We start from the raw sequence: 19,340 nt of genomic DNA, 5'->3' as shown, positions 1-19,340 counted from the left end.
TTTACATAGTAACCAAATCTTTTCGTACGTTGTAAGCCGTTCAATAGTTTTTGAACGGCCTTACATATTATACGATACGTTTCAAATTTTTAGGTATAAATTAAGGGCGTATTTCGAAAAGGACCGAAAATGAAGCATATTTTTGTCAAAACCGCCCTCATCGCCCTTGCAGGAACCCTTTCTGCGACCGCAGCGACGCTCCCCACCGCCAAGGAAGTCCAGGCCAAAATGGGCATGGGCTTTAACATCGGCAACTCCATGGAAGTGCCGAACAACCCCACTGCCTGGGGCAACCCCTATCCGACTCAGGCGTTGCTCGACTCCGTGAAGGCGGCAGGATTCAACACGGTCCGAATTCCCTGCGCTTGGGACAGCCACACGAGTGGCGGCAAGGTCACCGAAACTTGGCTCGACTCCGTGAAAACGGTGGTCGACTACGCCATGCGCGCAGGCCTCTACACAATTTTGAACATTCACCACGAGGGTGAAGGCGGCTGGTTCCAGACTAACATCAGCACGAGCGTCAACTCGACCGTCGACAACAAGATGAAGACTTACTGGACGCAGATTGCGAACAAGTTCAAGGATTACAACGAACGTTTGATGTTTGCCGGCGCCAACGAACCCGGCCCAAACATTAACACGTGGACATCGCAGCATGTATCCACGCTGATGCATTACTACCAGACATTCATTGACGCAGTCCGCGCCACAGGCGGCAATAACGTCACCCGCACTCTGATTATTCAGGGTTTGAACACCGACATCGATAAGTCCGTCGCGAACGCCCCGGTGACAACCTTTCCGAAAGACAACGTTGAAAGCCGCCTGATGTTCGAAGTGCACTACTACGATCCGTACCAGTACACGCTTATGACTAGCCAGCAGGACTGGGGCGCGAGCGAGCCCATTCTGCCGCAGTACTACTATGGCGACTACACCAAGGCGAGTGAACCCAAGCGCAACGCGGGTTACAATGCCTGGGCAGGCTCCGTAGATTCCAAACTCGGAAGCATCGTTCACCCGCAAGAACAGTTTGCCAAAATGAAGACGAATTACGTGGATAAAGGTTATCCGGTAATCGTGGGCGAATTCGGCGCCAACGTGCGCTCTCCGGAACTGAGCGGCAACGACCTGAACCTACACAAGCAGGGCCGCGTGCAGTGGCACAAAGACGTGGTGAGCGCGGCCAAGCAGTACGGGCTCACGCCGATTCTTTGGGACATGGGCAACGAAAGCAACTCTAGCTACGACAACATGGCCTACATCCGCCGTCAATCTTCGCCGGTGGGCAAGGTTCTTGAAACTGACGTCATCAACGCCATGCGCAGCGTATACAACCTCGGCAACTACAACAACACCGGTGTGACCCACGTCGAAGACTACATCACCGGCGGAAGTTCCACTCCGGCATCTAGCTCCAGCGAAGTCGCCTCTAGCTCGAGCGAAGCCGTGTCTAGCTCTAGCGCTCCCACGACGACAATCATCGCCGGCCTGAATTCTACGGTGCAATTCACTCGCAACGGGAGCATACTTTATTCCAACAAGCCCATTCGCCTGTTCGACATCAACGGAAACCAGATTCGCTCAGCCAAAAAAAGCGCCGGACGCGCCGAACTTTCGCTCACGGGACTCCACCAGGGCGTTTACCTGGCCAAGAGCGCCAACAAGACGTTGCTTGTTGATGTGAAATAAAAACCTCTACACCAAACAAATCTTTCCTCATTAACAGAAATTGTCGATTTTCGCTAAAAATCGGCAATTTTTATTTCTCAAAGTAAATTCAAGTTTACATTTGTTGAGAATTCAGCACCGCAATTTTTCAACACCGACACAATTTTATTTACTTGAATCCGTATAGAATTTAATTTCAAGAAGGTAAACAAATTCAAGGAGTCAAAATGACACGTTTTGGAATGTTTGGTATCGCCTTCGGCTTGGCAGCCACCGCTGCATTCGCTCTCCCCAAGGCAACCGAGATTTACCCCGACATGGGTCTCGGCTACAACATCGGCAACACCATGGAAGTGCCCAAGAACCCGACCGACTGGGGCAACCCCTTCCCGGATGCCGCTTACGTGAAGGCAATCAAGGACGCCGGCTTCAATACCGTTCGTATTCCTTGCGCTTGGGACAGCCACGCCTCTAACGGCACGATTAATGCCGGCTGGCTTGACTCCGTAAAGACCGTCGTTGATCTCGTTATCAATAACGGCATGTACGCCATTTTGAACAGCCACTGGGACGGCGGTTGGCTCGAAGACCATGTTTTTGACGGCAAGGGCTTCGACAAGACCGGCGAAGTGACTGTTTCTGCAGCCGATATCGCCGCCAAGCAGGGAAGCTACTGGAAGCAGATTGCAACCAAGTTCGCCGAATACGACGAACACCTGATTTTTGCATCTGCCAACGAACCGGGCGTGAACGACCCGTGGAACGGCGGTTCCGACAATGGTCAGTGGGCATTCGACGAAGCCCGCATGCAGGTTCTCAAGAGCTATCACGAAGCATGCCTTAAGGCAGTGCGTTCTACCGGCGGAAACAACGCAACCCGTATCGTGGTCGTGCAGTCTCCGCGTACCGAAATTGACAAGTCTCCGTTGCTCGCGTCCATGTACCCGACTGACCCGGCAGGCGAAGGCTACACCATGGCCGAAGTCCACTTCTACCCGTATCAGTTCTCCTTGATGACCAGCGGTGACGAAGACTGGGGCAAGATGTTCTACTACTGGGAAGACCAGACTCCGGGCAATGACGCTGCACACACTTGCTCCGGCTCCGCCCTCGGTTCCAAAAAATCGATCGATGAATTGTTCAGCGGACTCAAGAGCCGTTTCTACGACAAGGGCATTCCTGTTGTGATTGGTGAAATGGGTGCCGTCAAGCGTCTCGGAGTCCTCACCGGTGATAACCTGAAGGTTCACCTGAAGGCACGCGCCGCATGGTACGGCTACACGGTCGCCGCAGCCAAGAAGAATGGCCTCGTTCCTTGCGTATGGGATACCGGTGACGAAGGCGATGGCAACTTCACCATCATCCGCCGCCAGGTGAACAAGTTCGGTGGCAACGTCGGCGACATTACCGACGTCGAAACCTTGAACGCCATGCGTGAAGCTTACGGCCAGGCATCTCTCCCGGGCAACAGCATTGATTCTATCGTTACCCAGAACCCGGACATTCCCGAAACCGCAGCTGGCAAGGGCGTCCAGGTGACTTACCAAACTGTAACTTCCGATTCTAGCGAAGTGGGTACATTGCGTATCAATCTCCAGGGTGCGAAAAAGGATCTTTCCAAGTATGTGGGTATTGAAGTTCGCTTGAAGGGCGAAGTTGCTACTGCAGGCCCCTGCACTGGCGCAAGCGATGGCTGCGGCGAATACGGCTGGACCTCCATGGACCTCTTCATGATGACGGGTGAAAGCTGGGCTTGGTTCGACGCCTCTGTTGTGGAACAGGCCGACAAGGACCTCGATGCCAGCGCATTCCAGACAATCCAAGTTAAGTGGGAAGACTTCCGCAAAGAACCGACCGACCTCAACTCTGCAAACGCCATCGGCCTGAACCTCTACGGCACTCAGGTCACCGGCACCATCACCTTTGACTACATCAAGGGTATCAAGGCCGACGGTTCTACCGAAATCATTGACGACTTTGACAAGAAACCGCAGCTCGAAGGTACAGCATCCGGTAAGGTTGTCGCCCTCAACGGCACTGAAGCCATCAAGACCGCAACTGTCGCAGCAGCAAGCAAGATGCTCGTGAACGTGCAGCCCGGCATGGTGAGCGCAAACTTTGTAGCAGCCCAGACGGCTCCGGCAAAGGCAACGCTCTTGAACAGCCTCGGCCAGGTGATTGCCCAGCAAAACTTTACCGCCAACAAGGGCATGAACACAGTTGAACTTTCCAGCAACTATCGCGGTCCGGCAATGCTCATGGTTCGCCAGGGCAGCCAGCGCTACATGCAGAAGGTGATTCTGAAGTAAAAAAATTCCGTCGTAAAAAAAAGTCTGGTGTGGATCCCGGCAGGTTGGAGTGTCTCGCCGGGAGCTGCTTGGAAAAGCAGCGAAATCCGGTCCTGCATAGGACCGGATTTTTTTGCAACTAAAAACGCGCGGCAGCGCGACTTTAATCGAGATTGAATATTTCGGTGAGTTGCTTGTCGTCCATGTTCGCAAGCCAGGTTTCGCCGGCGTTCACGGTCATGTCGGCGACAGCCTTCTTTGCCTGCAACAAGGCGTCGATTTTTTCTTCGAAGGTACCCTTGGTAATAAAGCGGTGCACCTGAACATTCTTGGTCTGCCCGATACGGAAGGCGCGGTCGGTTGCCTGCGCCTCAATCGCCGGATTCCACCACAAGTCGTAATGAATCACCTGCGAAGCGGCAGTCAGATTCAGGCCGGTTCCTGCCGCCTTCAGCGACAAGATTAGCACCTTGACTTCCGGGTCTTCCTGGAACTTGCGGACCATTTCGTTGCGCTGGTTTTGCGTGCAGCCGCCGTGATAGAAATCCGCCTTGATCGACAGTTCGCGGTCGAGCGTTTCTTGCAGGAGTTCGCCCATTTCGCGGAACTGCGTAAAGATGATTGTCTTTTCGCCGGATTCTTCGATAGACTTGAGCAAATCGAGCAACATGCCAAGCTTGCCGGAATCTTCGACCTTCGCCTCCCCCGCCTTCAGATACGTACGCGGGTGGTTGCAAATCTGCTTGAGAGCCAAAATCATCTGCAGAATGAGACCCTTGCGCTTGAAGAGATTCGGTCCATTCGAACCTTCTCCGACATCCAGAGAATTGCCGGCGGCGGCCGCAAGCACATCGTCATTGATATCGAGCGAGGCGCCCTCGGCCAAAAGTTCCAACTGCTTCATGAATTCGTCGAGCGTGCGTTTGTACAGGGCGGCCTGCGTGCGCGTGAGTTCGGCGTATTCGTTCTGCTGAATCTTGTCGGGCAAGTCGCTAATGATAGATTTATCCGTCTTCATGCGGCGCAGCATAAAGGGCGCCGTAATCTTCTTAAAATGCTCGGCCACCGCCTGGTTCGCATTCTTCTGGATTGGCGTTTCGAACTTGTCGCGGAATTCATTTGCAGAAGGCAAGAATCCACGATTACAGAAATCCATAATCGTCCAGAATTCCATGAGGCGGTTTTCGACCGGTGTTCCGCTCATGGCAATCTTCATGGGCGCACGGAACGCGCGAATGCGACGGCTCTGTTCGCTATCGGCATTCTTGATGTTCTGCGCTTCGTCAATCACTACCACTTGCCAATTCAACTTTTCCAGTTTCTTGAAGTCGAGGCGGCATGTCGAATACGTGGTAATCAGCAAGTCGGCATCGAACTTTTCAAGCTTGCGACTTGCACCATGGTATGCAAATACAGTGAGCTCGGGCGCGAACTTCTTGATTTCCATCTGCCAGTTCAGCAAAAGGCCCGCCGGCACCACCACGAGCGCGCGGCTCTCGACAAGGCGCCCTTCTTGCTTTAGCTTGAGCAAGAATGCAATCACCTGCAGCGTCTTACCCAAGCCCATGTCATCGGCCAGAATGCAGCCAAAACCCATTTGCAGGTTCTTGTACATCCAGGAATAGCCGCGTTCCTGATACGGGCGAAGCGTCGCGTTCAAATTTTCGGGCAGCGAGCAGTTCGTTTCGCTGCGCCAGGCGTCAAACTGGTCCTTCAGGCCATCGGTCATGTCGACCGTAATATCGTCGCATTTGCCGGTAAGGCACGCCTGAACCAGCTTTGCCGTAGACGGAATAAACTGTTCCGTCGTCTCGGCCGATTCTGCATTCTCGGCGCCATCAATGACTGCGACATCGTCAGAAGCGTCCGCTTTCTGTTTTTTCGCCTTTTCTTTTTCGCGTTCGTCCAGGCGCTGTTGCAACAAGTCCAAGTCGTCCTTGTTGAATTCAATATAGCGGTCCTTGAACTTGAGAAGCCCTTCGGCATCGCGGGCAAGTTTCAGGAATTCTTCGGCCGAAATCTTGTCTTCACCAAGCGCCACTTCCCAGTCAAAGTCCAGCAAGTCGCCTGCGGTAAACGCCCCGATTCCAAGGCTACCCTTCAGCTTCATCTGGGTTTTCGGACGCGTGCGTTCCAAAAGCGAGCGTGGAATTTCGGTCACGATTCCAAACACTTCGGACTTCTTGACCGTATAATTCACGAATTCCTTGAGTTCGGCACCATGCATGACCACAGGCTCTGCCGCATGATTTTCAAGGTAGGCCTTCATGGGCTTAAAGATTTCGGCCATGCAGTTTAGCACATTCAAGAGCGACAAGAGCCTCGGATCGCTATCGCGGAACAGCTGCGCAAGTGGCACGCGGCCCGAAGCATCTTCAATAAAGACATTCAGCGCAATTTCTTTGCCAAGCTCCGAGCAGACAAATACAATCTTGTGGTTGAATTCCAGCGAATTATAGACCGAGAACCACGCCTGAATCTTGGAGGGAATCTTGAGGCCATTTGCGGCAAGGCGCCCCGACTTGCAATCGAAAAAAAATCCGAGCAAGTTTTCATGCGGGCCCTTCTTGTAACTTTGGGCGGTGCGGGCAAATCGCAACAACTTGCCGATAAACACCGACAGAATATGCTCGGCCGCAGCATCCAGATCCTCACGAGATTTTTCTTCGCGAGAATTTTCTTCACGCGACCCATCGCGTAACGTAAATGCAAAATCATCGGGCACGGACTTTTCGAGTTCAGCCACAATCGCAAGCACATCGGGCAACATCTCTGCCGGTAGCCAGCGCACCTGCGCGGTCACGTTATTCAGCCAGAATACCTGCGGGTAAATCGCCCCGCAGCGCACCAGGTAATAGGCCACCTGCAAAAGCTGATGCAAAAAGCGGACCGTCACATGGTTATGCCAGACGCAATCCTGATTCAGGCGGCAAAGGGCGCCCATCACGTTTTCAACCGAAAGCCCCGAGGCAACCACATTCTCTTCGACCATCTGGTCAAAAGTCCACTGCCAGGGGCGAGCGTGAATCAGCTGCAAGCGTTCCTGTTCCATCAAGAAGGTTCGGGCATGGTAAATGCCAAAATCCTGCGCAAACTGGCCAAAGTTTTCAAAGTGGTTGTAGAATTCCCTGCAGCGAGCCAGTTCGTCGACAAAGCTCTTCTTAAAGTTCCCCGCCGGACAAAAATCCGGGAAGTTCTTGAGCATGGCCGGCAACACATGCGAATAGTCGCGCCATTCCTCGAACTTGAACATGGGCACGCGCGGGGCCGCGCTGCGGTTATTCACCGGCAAAATTCGCACCAAAGTCGATTCACGCGGCACATCCGATTCTACCGGTTCTTCGGGCTTGTAATCCTTGAGGTAGGCAATATCAAGCCCATGCAGCCTGAACAGCAAGAACGGGTCGGCAGACGCCATTTCGGCCAACTTCAGGCACACGCAAATCACGTAACGGCAAGGCAGAGCGTCCTTGCAGTCGCAATTCATGTTCACCTGGTCAAAGCCCTCGAACAGCGAAAGCCCGCATTTCGATAAAATCAGTTCGATGGAAGGATTGAGTGCGCCATTCGAAAGCGCCATGAGTTCGACCGGTTGCTGCTTTAAAAGCCCCACAAAGGCTTCGCCACGTTCCTTGTCGAACTTGGGGAACACGAGGTACACATTGTGCAAGCCCCCATTCGGGCCCTTGACCTCGGCCATGACGCGGTTATCGTTCACCGTAAACGGCTGAACCTGGCCGCGCCCCACATACTTAAAGGCGTAATCGATATCGCGTTCAGAAGCACCCGCAAGCAAGTGATCTAGCCACTTCTTGCTCCACCAAGTACTTCCATAAACACCATATTCCATAGCCGCCCAAATATAGCAAATTTTTCCAAGACAAATTGCTCATTTGAGCAATTTAATCTAGGAAAAGTACGACTTTGGTGTTATGGATATTTGTCTTAATCTAGGTTCGTGCCTACCGCGAAAATGTGGAATTTGCCTTCAGTTCCGTTCCTTTCTTGAAATTGAATATAAACCTTCGACAGGTGACGTGCAGCCATTTCACCGGCAACATCATCATCCCACCCTTCGACAGAGGGACCCCAACCAGCACGTTTGAACTTACTCCATTCAAAACATTTAACAGAACCGGCTTCGGACCTCGCTAAAGGCACATTGGGCAAGTCATACTTCAAAACCTGATCAAGCGAATCACCGACATCTAGCACAAGAATCGCAGATTGAGAAGCTTCATACATCAAGCAAATTCCGGTCCAATTCGAAACATCTGCTGTAAGGGCAACCCCATTGGAATCAAAGCCTGCCACATTGAATCCAACCCGCACAAACGGATCATAACTCAAGTCGCCTCTATCCAACTTAAATGTACCACAAACTCCACGTTCACCACATTCTTCTACCACAGGCAGAATCGAGGTCGAATCCCCTTCAACACCAACAGGAGCCGCCCATTGGATAGTTGACTTTCCGCCATCAGCAGTATCTATATCCAGGAACCATTTTCCCGCATTTATTCCGAACTGAGATTTATCTTCGGCAAACGAGCTTGTTTTCACATCATCATCAGGTTCATCTTTCCCATAATAAGTTTCAGGACTCCACAAATCACCACTATAGGAAACAGCACAACCAAAGCCACCGATCTTGCACAAGACAGGCGGGATATAAGCGCTCGAGTACAACCAAGAAGGTTCACTTGAACTTGAGGACGATACCGGGATTTCAGAGCTAGACGAAATTGTCGGCAATTCTGCAGACGAGTTAGGTACATCTGCAGAAGAATTAGGCGTATCTACAGAAAAACTAGACAGTTCTACTATCGAACTGCTCGACAGCAAGTCGTTATTCGCCATCAACACGTTCGGTTCTTCGGCTGTTCCCGAAACCGGAGAATCCACAGACTCCGAGCAAGCGAGCATTGCAAGTGCAAACATACCCGCACTGGCCATATAAAGTTTCTGATTCATATTAGTTCTCCTTAGAGCCCTTGACTTGCTTGGTCAGGGGGAACAGTTGTAAATTTAACCTATAAACTTGATCCAGTTCGCCACACTCCGCAGCAATCGCCACGATTTTTTTGCGGCAATCATCAAGTTCGTCAACAATCTTTTCGTAGGCTTCGCGATTCAAGCCCATCGTAATACCAGTCACGTTGCGTTCGCTGGAATCGAATTTTTCAAGCGAATCGACGGCAAGTCGTCCCATTTCGCGATGCATTGAACGAATCGCGATGGGGAGCCCTTCTTTTGAACCCTTCACCGACTTTTCAGTTTGTTCGTAAGTTTCTTCGCCAACCTTTTTAAGGAGCCCGGTGCGTTCCAAGAAAATCAGGGACTTGCGGACTTCATAGGCAGAAATATCTTGGTTGCACATCTTTGCGATTTCGCCCGGCATGGCACCCGGCATCATGGGAGCAAGTTCACGAATCACCGGTTTTTTCCAGCTGTCATAAAATTCGAATGCCGCCTTGTCAATAACGCGAACCTTGTGCGCACTTGCAATCGCATGCATTTCGTCAAAGTAGCGCCTTTTGGCAACGTCTTTCTTGGCATTGCCAAAATTCACCATCGCCTTAAAGTAGTCCACCTCGTAGCCCACAAGCCCCATGGCAACCGCCACACGCTCCATGGTCACGCGGCTCAAGCTACTCTTGCCTTCGCATACCAGCTTCAGGTACGAGGGCGAAGTAAACCCCGCAATTTTTGCAAATTCACGCCACGAAAAAGCGGAACTTCTTTTGCGTTCCTCGTAATAGTCGCTCATGAAGATGCGATAATCTTGATATTCAACTATCGGTTTCATATTCATAAATATATTTCGTGAAAATTGCCTTGTCAATAGTTAAATGATACAAAGTTAAAGAATTTTACACGTTTTTAGCATTTTAGACAAACATTAAAACGCATTTTATGCGTAAATGATACACCCCGTATCATAAAAAAGGCCCGCAGGGCCTTTGGGTAAAGAACCTCGTCTCGATTTTCGTCAGACGAATCGGTTCCGTTCGATTTACTTGTGGCGTTTCACGCCGGTCTTGAGCAGTCGATATTCCTTGTGACCATCGTTAAACTTGAAATCAATTCTCCAGATGTACACGCCGTCACCCACCTTGCGACCTTCGGAGCTGCGCTCGTTCCAATAAAGAAATCCTAGCTTGGAATGGTCGTTTTCATTACCGCGGGAATCCATTTCCATTTCTTCCTTGGTGAATGTTTGGTTAAACGATGTTACCACATTGGAATAGTTATCGTAAATAATGACGCGGGCCTTGTACGGGGCAATAGACGAAATGCGGATCGTCTGCAAGGAATCAGGAACAGGTTCCCATTCCTCTTCTTCAGGGGGTATCCACTTCGGTTTCTTATCTTTCTTTAAAAGGCGAATATTGGAAGACACCTCGTAAAGGTAAATATCGCTGTTCTGGCCGCCCACCGACACGCCTCCAATTCCAACGGCATTCTTTTGAGGGTCAACATAACCCGAGGCGGGGTTTGTGCGAATGCAGTTGTCCACCAGCAAGTTGTTGTCCTTAAGGACAATCGTCCATTCCTTGCCAGATTCGCTAACCTTCGGTTCACCTTGAACGCGCAGTGCCATGCTCGCCGTATCGGAGCAGCGAGCGGAATAGCGGAACAAGTTTTTCCAAGGTTCCTTCTTTTCCTTGGTGGAAATCGGTTCGGACATTTCTACGAACAAGGTGTCGGGCGGAATGCCGTAAGAATCCTCAATGTATTCCACAGTCGGGACACGGCCAGGGTGCTTTTCCGCCTTCACGGGAACCGGGCCAATTTTATCCCGGAGTTCCACCTTTTGCGGGCGGTCGGCAGCAGTCTTTGTCATGCGCAAGTAAGGGGTCTTGTCCTTATCGGCAAAGGTCACGCCGTAATCGAACGGGTCCTTGATAATGGATTCCACCCAGTGGAAATCTTCACTCAAGTGCATTTTGCTCTTGGACGCCTTTTTCCACGTCTTTCCGGCAGCATTCCAAAAGACCGTATCGATGCTTACGATATTTTCGGAAAGACGCTCGATAAAGTGGATGCGAACGGAATCGGCGCGGCCATCCTTGTCGCTGTCGTAAATTTCGGCATAGTCTGCGGCAGAATAATCGGAATAGACAATCAGCGAGTCGCGGGACTTTAACGAAGACTCGTCGCCATCGACCTCGGCATAAATCTTGATGCGGTTATCGGAACTCTTGTAGTCGAAAACAGCATCGAGGCGCTTACTTTTCAGTTCCTTCTTGTCTTCGACATAGTAGAACGCCGATTTCACTTCAAATTCCGAAGAATACACATCGGTTTCTACAGCCTTAAGCTTAATGGTATCGCCGGTATCAGTGAACAGAATGACCTTGATCGTATCGCGGTCATACATCGACTTGCTTTCGGCCGTAACGCGGAGTACAAACGCCACGCTGTCGGTGGTTTCTGCAGAATCCAAATCCGCCCCGCCTTTCTTTTTCAAGAAACGGTAAGCGATTTCGATGTCATCGGACACCACGACGCTCTTGCGGGCGATGGTCTTGTACACAGGATCCTTGAATTCCGCTACAAGGGTATCCGTAGCATCGCAAGAAATCTTTCCGTCGCCGCGTTTCGGCGCATATTCATTTTTCTCGATGTCCTTTGTAATCTCGTAATAGCCGGGCTTCTTTTCGGCAACCTTCAGGTCGCTTTCAATATCGCCAGAAGAGAGACAAGAAAGCGAAACCTTCAGAGTATCCTTTCCCCGCGTAAAATCTTGGCTTTCTAGAGTCAACCTGATCTTTTTCGTCGATCTTTTGATAGACTTTCCGGCAGAATCCGCGTTTACGATTTTGATACGGTCCCTTTCATCTGGAGCGGCCGGAGCTTCGCAGCCCTCAATCAAGACTCTCTCTGTGGTAAGCCAAGTGGTCTTTTCGCCCAGAACATCCCACGCCTCGGCATTGATTTGCAGTCCGCTTCTGCCAAACGCCTTTGAGGGCACCATCACGTCCCAGTAATCGCTGGTTCTGCTACGGCGCACCATAGGCAAAGTATCGAAAGGCACCTTGTCGCTGTTTCTATACAAAAGCTTTGCCGAGCTAACACCTTCAATGTCGCGTACCTCGAAGCTCAACTTCACCTCGGTTTGAAGCGTATCCACACAACCTTCTGTCAAAAGCGCTATGCTGGATTTAAGGTTCTTGACATAAATGGTGTACGGATTTCTTTCCGGGGAAACAACAGAAGGTGTGCTTGCATCACGCCCCAGGGAATCCGTCGCCGTCACATAAAAATCAACACCCGGAGAAACCAGATAGTCTTCAGGAACCGTGACCGTCCAAGTGCTATCCTTCACTTTTCTCATGGTAAGTTGCTTATATGTTGACAACGTATCTCCATGCGTGCGGACAAAAGCCTTCACGGATTTCATGGAGATTCTAGACGAAACGAGAACGCCGATATTCAAGGAATCCGATTTAAGTTCCTTGCCCACAAGGCCCGCGGTCGCCTTAGTCAAAGTCACCTTAGGCGGCAAGAAATCCTCTCGCCAGCTCGCCGTATCGGAAGCCTTTTTGCCGCGATAGCTGACGCCGATTTTAACATGGTGAATGTCGCCATCGATTATCGTATCCGGCGTCGTGTAGCATACCGTGTAACGGGTTTGCATGTCATGACGGATTTGGGCAAGGATTTCCCTCGTTTCCGTAATGCCCGCCGTTTCGTAATAGCGGCCTCCCGTTCCTGCGGACATGTCCTGCAAGATGTCGAAGCCGTAGTTGGAATGCGAGGTGGAATATTCTGCGCTTTTTTTGAACGCGATAGTATAGATGGAAGTCGCATATTTCTCGGCAAGCGCTACAACAGTAGAAGCCGTGTATAATTTATGGTCGGATCTACCGTCCGAAAATACGATGATTGCCTTGGGTCCACCTAAATCGGCCCCGAGTTCCACACCTTTGTAGGCACCGAGGGCGATGTCTTCGTACGCCCCGGTAAACTTTAGCCGTTTCACGGCACCTAAGAGGCTGTCCTTATCGGCCGTGTAGCCCTGCACCACTCGAACGGTATCTACGTAGCCGATAATGGCAACCCTATCGAACTCCTCCATTTCGTTCACAAAACGGGTTACATATTCTCTGGCCGCATCTTGAATGGCACCGATGGAGCCGCTTTCGTCAACGACAAATACAACAGATACGCCCATCACATTTTTCGGGCTTGTGACAGTTGCGGGGAGAGATTTCCCGTCTTCGAATAAAACGAAATCAGAAGAATCCAAATCGAAAATCGACTTTCCGCTGTTGGAATCCACCACAGAAACGATGCTGCAAATTCTAGGATGGTCGGCAGTGTTGATTCCTTGAATGTCAACTTTCGGAACGGTGGTCAGGTCCACTACATAATTTGCCTTTATGGAACAAGTTGTATCGATGGGGGTTACTTTCGTTTTTTCACTTGTGGGGTTTGCGATGGTCACATTCCCCTTGGTTACGGTCCATTTGCTGAAAACATATCCGCCGTACGGAATGGCCATGACGGTAGTGTCGCCGCCCGAAGGCAAAACGATGGATCCGTTGGGATGTGACGTACCATGATTATCGGACTCGACTGTAAGCACGTACGGAATGGCAATCTTTGCAGAAAATTCCGCAAGGCTATCGCGAGCGAGTACGGGACCAAGCGACCAGTAATGCACCGCACCCTTTGTTCCCTGGAAGGACAAAATGCTTTTCCCGTTCACTTTTTTCAAACGGCCGGTCCTATTTTTCAAGTCGGTTCCGTAGCTGTATAAATTAAGATTAACGCCAGAATCGGCAGAGATTTCTATAAAGTACCAGTTGGTATCAGGCGCGGTCCAAGACATGAACACCTGGTTTTTGAACCCGGTGGTGTCGGTATAGTAGTCTTTAGCAAAGACAAAGTCCTTGGAGGTGGCGCCGATGGTGTGTATAGTACCCTTGTTAAAGGTAGCCTTGACGGTGGCATTGTCCGCAGATTTTACCGTGGTGTTTGCGCTCTTGGTATCTCCGATATCCGGGGTGCCAGACGTAACAGCCCACTCCTTGAACTTGTATCCGAAATCCGATGTTGCGGTAATGCTTACCGTGCTCGTCGGACTTGCAGGTTTCGGAGTTGTGGGCGTCACCGTTCCATGACCATCCGAGACAACCATGATTTGAGCGGACTTTACGATTTTCACCGTAATGCGTTTACTGGAATCCGCAGAATAATACCGTTGGAAAGACCAATACTGGGGCACCCCGGCAGTCCCCTGGAACAGGTATGTGACAGGCAAGGTGTAGGTACTATAGGAACCTCTAAAGGTAGAATCCGTACCATAGTTCCAAAGGTAGCCACGGGTAATGTTACTATCAGGGCTTTCAATTTCCAGGTAATACCAGCCAGAATCCGGAGCGGTCCATGTCAAGGCGACATCATACAGATGGCTCGAATGGTCCGTAAAAGCGTCCTTATTAAAGGTAAAGGTCTTTGCTGTTGTTCCAATTTTCTGAACAGGTCCCTTATGGAACTTCGCTTTTACCGTAGCATCACTTTCGATAGATACCTTTGTCGAACGCTGGGTTGAAGCGCCAATCGTCACACTACCAGAAACTTTACTCCACTCGTCAAAGAAATACCCCACCTTGCTGCTGGCCGTAATGATTGTATCACGTCCTTTATGCAGAGCAATCTTGCTATCCGTATTAATCGTTCCCATAGAAGCATCAACATTAACGGAAAGTTCATACCCCCTGCTTATTTTTACTTTACTGGATCCAGAACTGTCGCTAGCATAATAAGGTCCCAAGGCCCAATACTGCGGAATACCCGAAGCACCCGTGAAAGCGAAGCTGTTCTTACCGGAATAGTAATACTTCGAAGAAGATCTTGAGAACGTAGAATCCGTACCAAAACTATAGAGATAGCTGTATCCCGAAATATCGAAATCAATAAAGTACACACCAGAATCAGGAGCGGTCCAGGTCATGAATACATAGTTGTTGAATCTGCTGTTGTCGGTATACTTGTCCTTATAGAATGTAAACTCACTTTCGTCATAACCGATATCTTGAATGGAACCTTTACGGAACGAGGCTTCAATAACAGCGTCCTTGTTGACAGTCACCTTGGTAGAGCGTGAAGTCGGGTTCTTTATAGACGCACCGCCCGAAACCACTCGCCACTCGTCAAAGAGATAGCCCATATTTCCATAGGCGGTAACGGTAGTATCTTGACCTGCACCAAGTTTTATTTCCGAATAACTCGATATAGATCCATTGCTGCCAGCGACAACCTTCAGGGATACCGAGCCCCGTATAGTCGCCGTAAATGAATTGTTAAAATAGCTGGAGCTATTGGGAGCAACGGTCCAATACAGTGTTTCACCCTTATTTTTTACGGTAACAGGGAAGCTGTACTTATTACTAAAACTCTTATAGGTATTATAAGACCTGAATGTGGAACTACTGCCAAAAGCGTACACATACACGCTTGCCTGCGGAGCTTCAATATCCAAGATAAAGGTTCCCGTATCGGGAGGAGTCCATTTCAACGCCACTTCATATTTTTTGCGGTAAACAGAATCGGAATAGTAGTCAGTGCTAAAAACAAAAGACTTTACCGTTTTGTCAATTTCATAGATATCACCTTTTCTAAAGTGAGCTTGAACGGAGGCATCGTTGGTCGTGCTGACAAATGTATGGCTAGTATCTTTATTCGCAATAGTCGCATTACCGGACTTCACACTCCATTGATCAAATCGGTAACCAAAGCGAGTCGCCGCAGCGTCAATACTGTAGTCCATGCCAGAAATCACATCTGTATAGCCCGCGCTGGGAGTAACTGTCCCCAAGGAATCAGCCAGGAGTTTTATGACAAGGCGTTTTTCATTCAAATCTACATAATGGACCGAAATAGTATCCCCGTTGGCAATAGCGACACTGTAGGGCACCACTTTGAAGTTTACCGAGTCGCCCTTTGAAACGGTTACAGAGTCTATATAAGCGGTATACACACTTCTGGAAGCAGAGGTACTTGTGCAGCCCGCATTAGCGCACTTGTAATATGTAACATAGTTAGCTTGATTTTTACGTTTTACCACAATACCAAACTTACCGTCATCCGGCGCAACGAAACGGAAACGAACGCCATTAGTTGCTGAGCCACTGTAATAATTGTCTTTGAAGGTGTATTCCTCGGGTGTATCGGTAACGCTATAGATTTCACCTGCAACAAAGTGAGCTTTAAGGTTACAGTCCCCCTTGACCGTGACAGTTGTCGTAGCCGACGCCTTATCGGACAAGGAGCAAGAACCCGAAACAATATCCCACTTTTTGAACTTATAACCAGTGTATGGAGTGGCAACAAGCCGAAGGGTATCCCCCGCAGCAGCCGTAGAATCGTCATAACGGTAATAGCCATTGATTGAGACATCGCCTTTTCCCAAGGTATCTATATGAACCCGGTAAGTACGTTTCACCGAAATCAATATGGAATCGGCAAACGTGACCTGCGAGACATTGTGATAATCACGGAACACATAATAATGCTTACCGGCCTCCGCAATGGCATCAACATTAGAAGACTTGTAGGTCCCCCCTTCAAAAGTTTCATCGGAATAAAGGTAACGATAATAATTGGTCGTGTTAGAATACGTAACAAACTTATAGGTTCCCGCAGTCGGAACATCGAAATAAGTCTGTATACCCATATAACCGTCGCGCATGACACCGTCTTTAAGGAAATTGAACCATTTGGGAGTTTCGCTAATTTCAAAAACTTTGCCTTCTACAAAGAACGCCTTTACCTTGCAATCTCCGGCGAGCGCCACAAAGGTGCTAACCTTTGCCGTATCGCGAATCGTACAGGAACCAGAAACTTTTTCCCAATGGTCAAAACGCGACCCATCGTCCGCAGTCGCCACAATCGAAATGGAATCTCCAGCAAATTTGTCGTCGCTGGAACCCAATTTGCCATTGACTTTAACGGTTCCCGCTCCCGAAACTGCAGAACTCACGTTTACGTTTTTGACAACCCATACCGAGAGAGTGTCGTTCTTGTCCGGAGAATAGGAAGAACTGGTGCTTTGCAAGTAGAAATAATATTTTTCACCTTCAGTGGCGCTAAACGCATTGGACGAGAGGCTACTCCTTGTGGTAAAGGTTTCGTCATAAGCCCAAACATTGTTCGACAGGCTACTTTTTACAAAAAGAGTATACCCGCCGTCTTCAGGCGCCGTAAACACGGTCCTGATGCCAAAACTTGAACCGATTTCAGAGCGGTGCATGGCATAGTTGAATTTCGAAGACGTTGTCGAAATCGGATAAACGCCACCCTCATCTTCTGAGAATACGGTTATTTTACAATCTCCATCGACAGTCACTTTTGCATTCTGGGAAGCGGTGTCGCTCAGGGTACATTTACCCGAAGTCACCTTCATGTACGAAAACCTCTTTCCGCTAGATGCAGTGGCGGAGATTTGTATGGATTCACCCTTAATGTGCGTCGTGTCGTGGGAAGAGCCGTTTTCAAACTTGGCAGAAACACCTTCGTCACCAACAAGCTCTATATGGTAAGTACGGTCGACGTTGAGCGTTAAGGATTGCGAGGCACCAGTGCTAAAAAGAAGGTACCGGCCGTCTGTATCGACGTTTCCCAAGAAAACCTGTTTGGTCGCAGTTCCGCTATAACTTTTACTGGTTGTAGAAGGGAACGTTTTGTCGGAGCCATCATCATACAAATAAAAAGAAGTCGAGAGAGCCGGTTTAATCGTGAGCCTGTAGGTACCGGAATCTGTCGGGACAAATCCCGTATTTATTCTGTAATTGGAACCGCTGGCATAGCCATCGTCATTAAACTTGTAGGTGACGGGGGTTTCGGTAATGGGCAGAATGGGAGCCTCTTTAAATTGTGCCCTGACAGAGCAATCCGTAGAAAGTTGAACCTTTGCAGTCACAAGGTTCTCATTGTCTATTTCGCAGGTTCCCGACACCACGTTCCATTTGTCAAACATCTTTCCATACACAGATCCCGCAGTAATCGTGTAAGAAGAATCGGGGTCGCAATTCTTCGTGCTATAGCTTCCTGAGCCATAAACATCATAGCGTAAAGCATATTTTCGCTTCACCACCAGTTCAACATCATCTGTGCCGTAGTCTTCCAGTTGGCGGAACAAGATATAGTTGGACTTTCCCGCACTCATGCTCAAGGAGATTTGTCCATTACTAGCAAGCGTCTTTTCCGTAGTAACGCTAAATGTGGAATTTTGTCCATTGTCAATGTACTTGATATTTCTATTGGTCTTTACATGAACCACATAGGTGCCGGTTGCCGGGGCGGTAAACTTGGTACGCAAATCATAATTGCCGTCTACCAAGAAAGCATCTATGGCCAAGTTGAAAGACCTCGGCGTCGAAGAAAGTTCAAAGACTTCGCCCGTATTGAACACTGCCGTGACAACGCAATCGTTTGCTCCCATGGTAATGGTCGCCGTGGCAGAATTTTCATCGTCAACAGAGCAACCGCCGGTCGTTTTCCAGTGGCCAAAGCGGTAGCCCTTATTCGGAGTGGCAGAAACAGTTTGCGTATCGCCTTCAATAAGGACACTCCCAGAGGGACCCAGTTTAACGGAACCGCCGCCCTCCACTTTAGTTGACAAATAATAGGCTAAAAACGCCTGAACCGTAGCCGTTTTGTCTTCGCTATCAATGTTATTTTCGGGAATAGCGATATAGTAATCATAAGGAGTAGAGCTGTACTCATCACTATAAAAATTGAGTCGACCATTTGAGAAATTTCCACCCGAGCTCATATAGCCATCAAAACCTGAGTGGCTTTTATACACGCTTTCTTTTTGAGTATAGTTCGAAATGGCAAGAGCCACCCTCTTGGCCCCCTGCTCGATTTTTACCCGGACCCCATAAACACCATTCGTCGTGGTCGAATATTTTTTAAAGTCCAGCGTAGTAGGGGAACTTGCTCCAGGAGTCAGTGTATAAAAATAGTTTTGTTCTTTGGCGTAAGGTCTAAAACGGCAATAACCACCTTCGTACGCCGTGGCAAAGGTCGACATGGAATGAGCGTCGTCAATAACGCAATCACCACCATTATCCATTTTCCATTCATCGAAGGCATAGCCATCTCTGGTAGACGCTCTGAGTTGAATGGTATCGCCGGCAGAATACTCCCTAGTCCCTTTTGTAGAAAGAAGGTAAACATTGCCATTATCTTCTATGGAAACTTGTACAGCCTGCGCATAACTAAAAGCAAACAAAATGCACAATGCAATATATGCACGAATCATCAATGTTCTCCTAACATGGTCTTTTTTAGAGGGGCCTTTCCTACAAAAAATTTAGAATTTTTTTTATATTTTGCTACAAATTTCTTGATTCACGGGGT

General features: G+C 49.3%; 6 protein-coding genes. 2 read left to right on the top strand and 4 right to left on the bottom strand.

The genetic code is table 11. The features are described 5' to 3' along the window. Positions 1-129: 129 nt before the first annotated feature. Complete coding sequence (locus BUC02_RS07290) at positions 130-1,695, top strand: glycoside hydrolase family 5 protein (RefSeq protein ID WP_073320747.1); 1,566 nt, start codon at positions 130-132, stop codon at positions 1,693-1,695. Between the two features lie 206 nt (positions 1,696-1,901). After that, a complete protein-coding gene (locus tag BUC02_RS07285; RefSeq protein WP_139261059.1) occupies positions 1,902-3,983 on the top strand; it encodes a glycoside hydrolase family 5 protein in 2,082 nt (693 codons plus the stop codon). A 142-nt stretch (positions 3,984-4,125) separates the two neighbouring features. Here BUC02_RS07285 and BUC02_RS07280 read toward each other — a convergent pair whose 3' ends face one another. From BUC02_RS07280 to BUC02_RS07265, 4 genes are all read right to left on the bottom strand, one after another. After that, positions 4,126-7,812 (bottom strand): SNF2-related protein, encoded by a 3,687-nt coding sequence (locus BUC02_RS07280; protein ID WP_073320742.1) that lies wholly within the window; start codon positions 7,810-7,812, stop codon positions 4,126-4,128. A gap of 95 nt (positions 7,813-7,907) precedes the next feature. After that, complete coding sequence (locus tag BUC02_RS07275) at positions 7,908-8,903, bottom strand: hypothetical protein (RefSeq protein WP_139261058.1); 996 nt, start codon at positions 8,901-8,903, stop codon at positions 7,908-7,910. Positions 8,904-8,937: 34 nt separating this feature from the next. Further along, positions 8,938-9,771 (bottom strand): TIGR02147 family protein, encoded by an 834-nt coding sequence (locus BUC02_RS07270; RefSeq protein ID WP_073321184.1) that lies wholly within the window; start codon positions 9,769-9,771, stop codon positions 8,938-8,940. 207 nt (positions 9,772-9,978) lie between these two features. Continuing rightward, positions 9,979-19,242, bottom strand: a complete 9,264-nt coding sequence (locus BUC02_RS07265) for a VWA domain-containing protein (protein WP_073320736.1) — start codon at positions 19,240-19,242, stop codon at positions 9,979-9,981. Positions 19,243-19,340 lie beyond the last annotated feature (98 nt).

The sequence above is a fragment of the Fibrobacter sp. UWOV1 genome (assembly GCF_900142495.1).
Lineage (GTDB): Bacteria > Fibrobacterota > Fibrobacteria > Fibrobacterales > Fibrobacteraceae > Fibrobacter.
The sequence above is the reverse complement of the archived record's forward strand: the minus strand, read 5'-3'. Positions and strand labels throughout refer to the sequence as shown.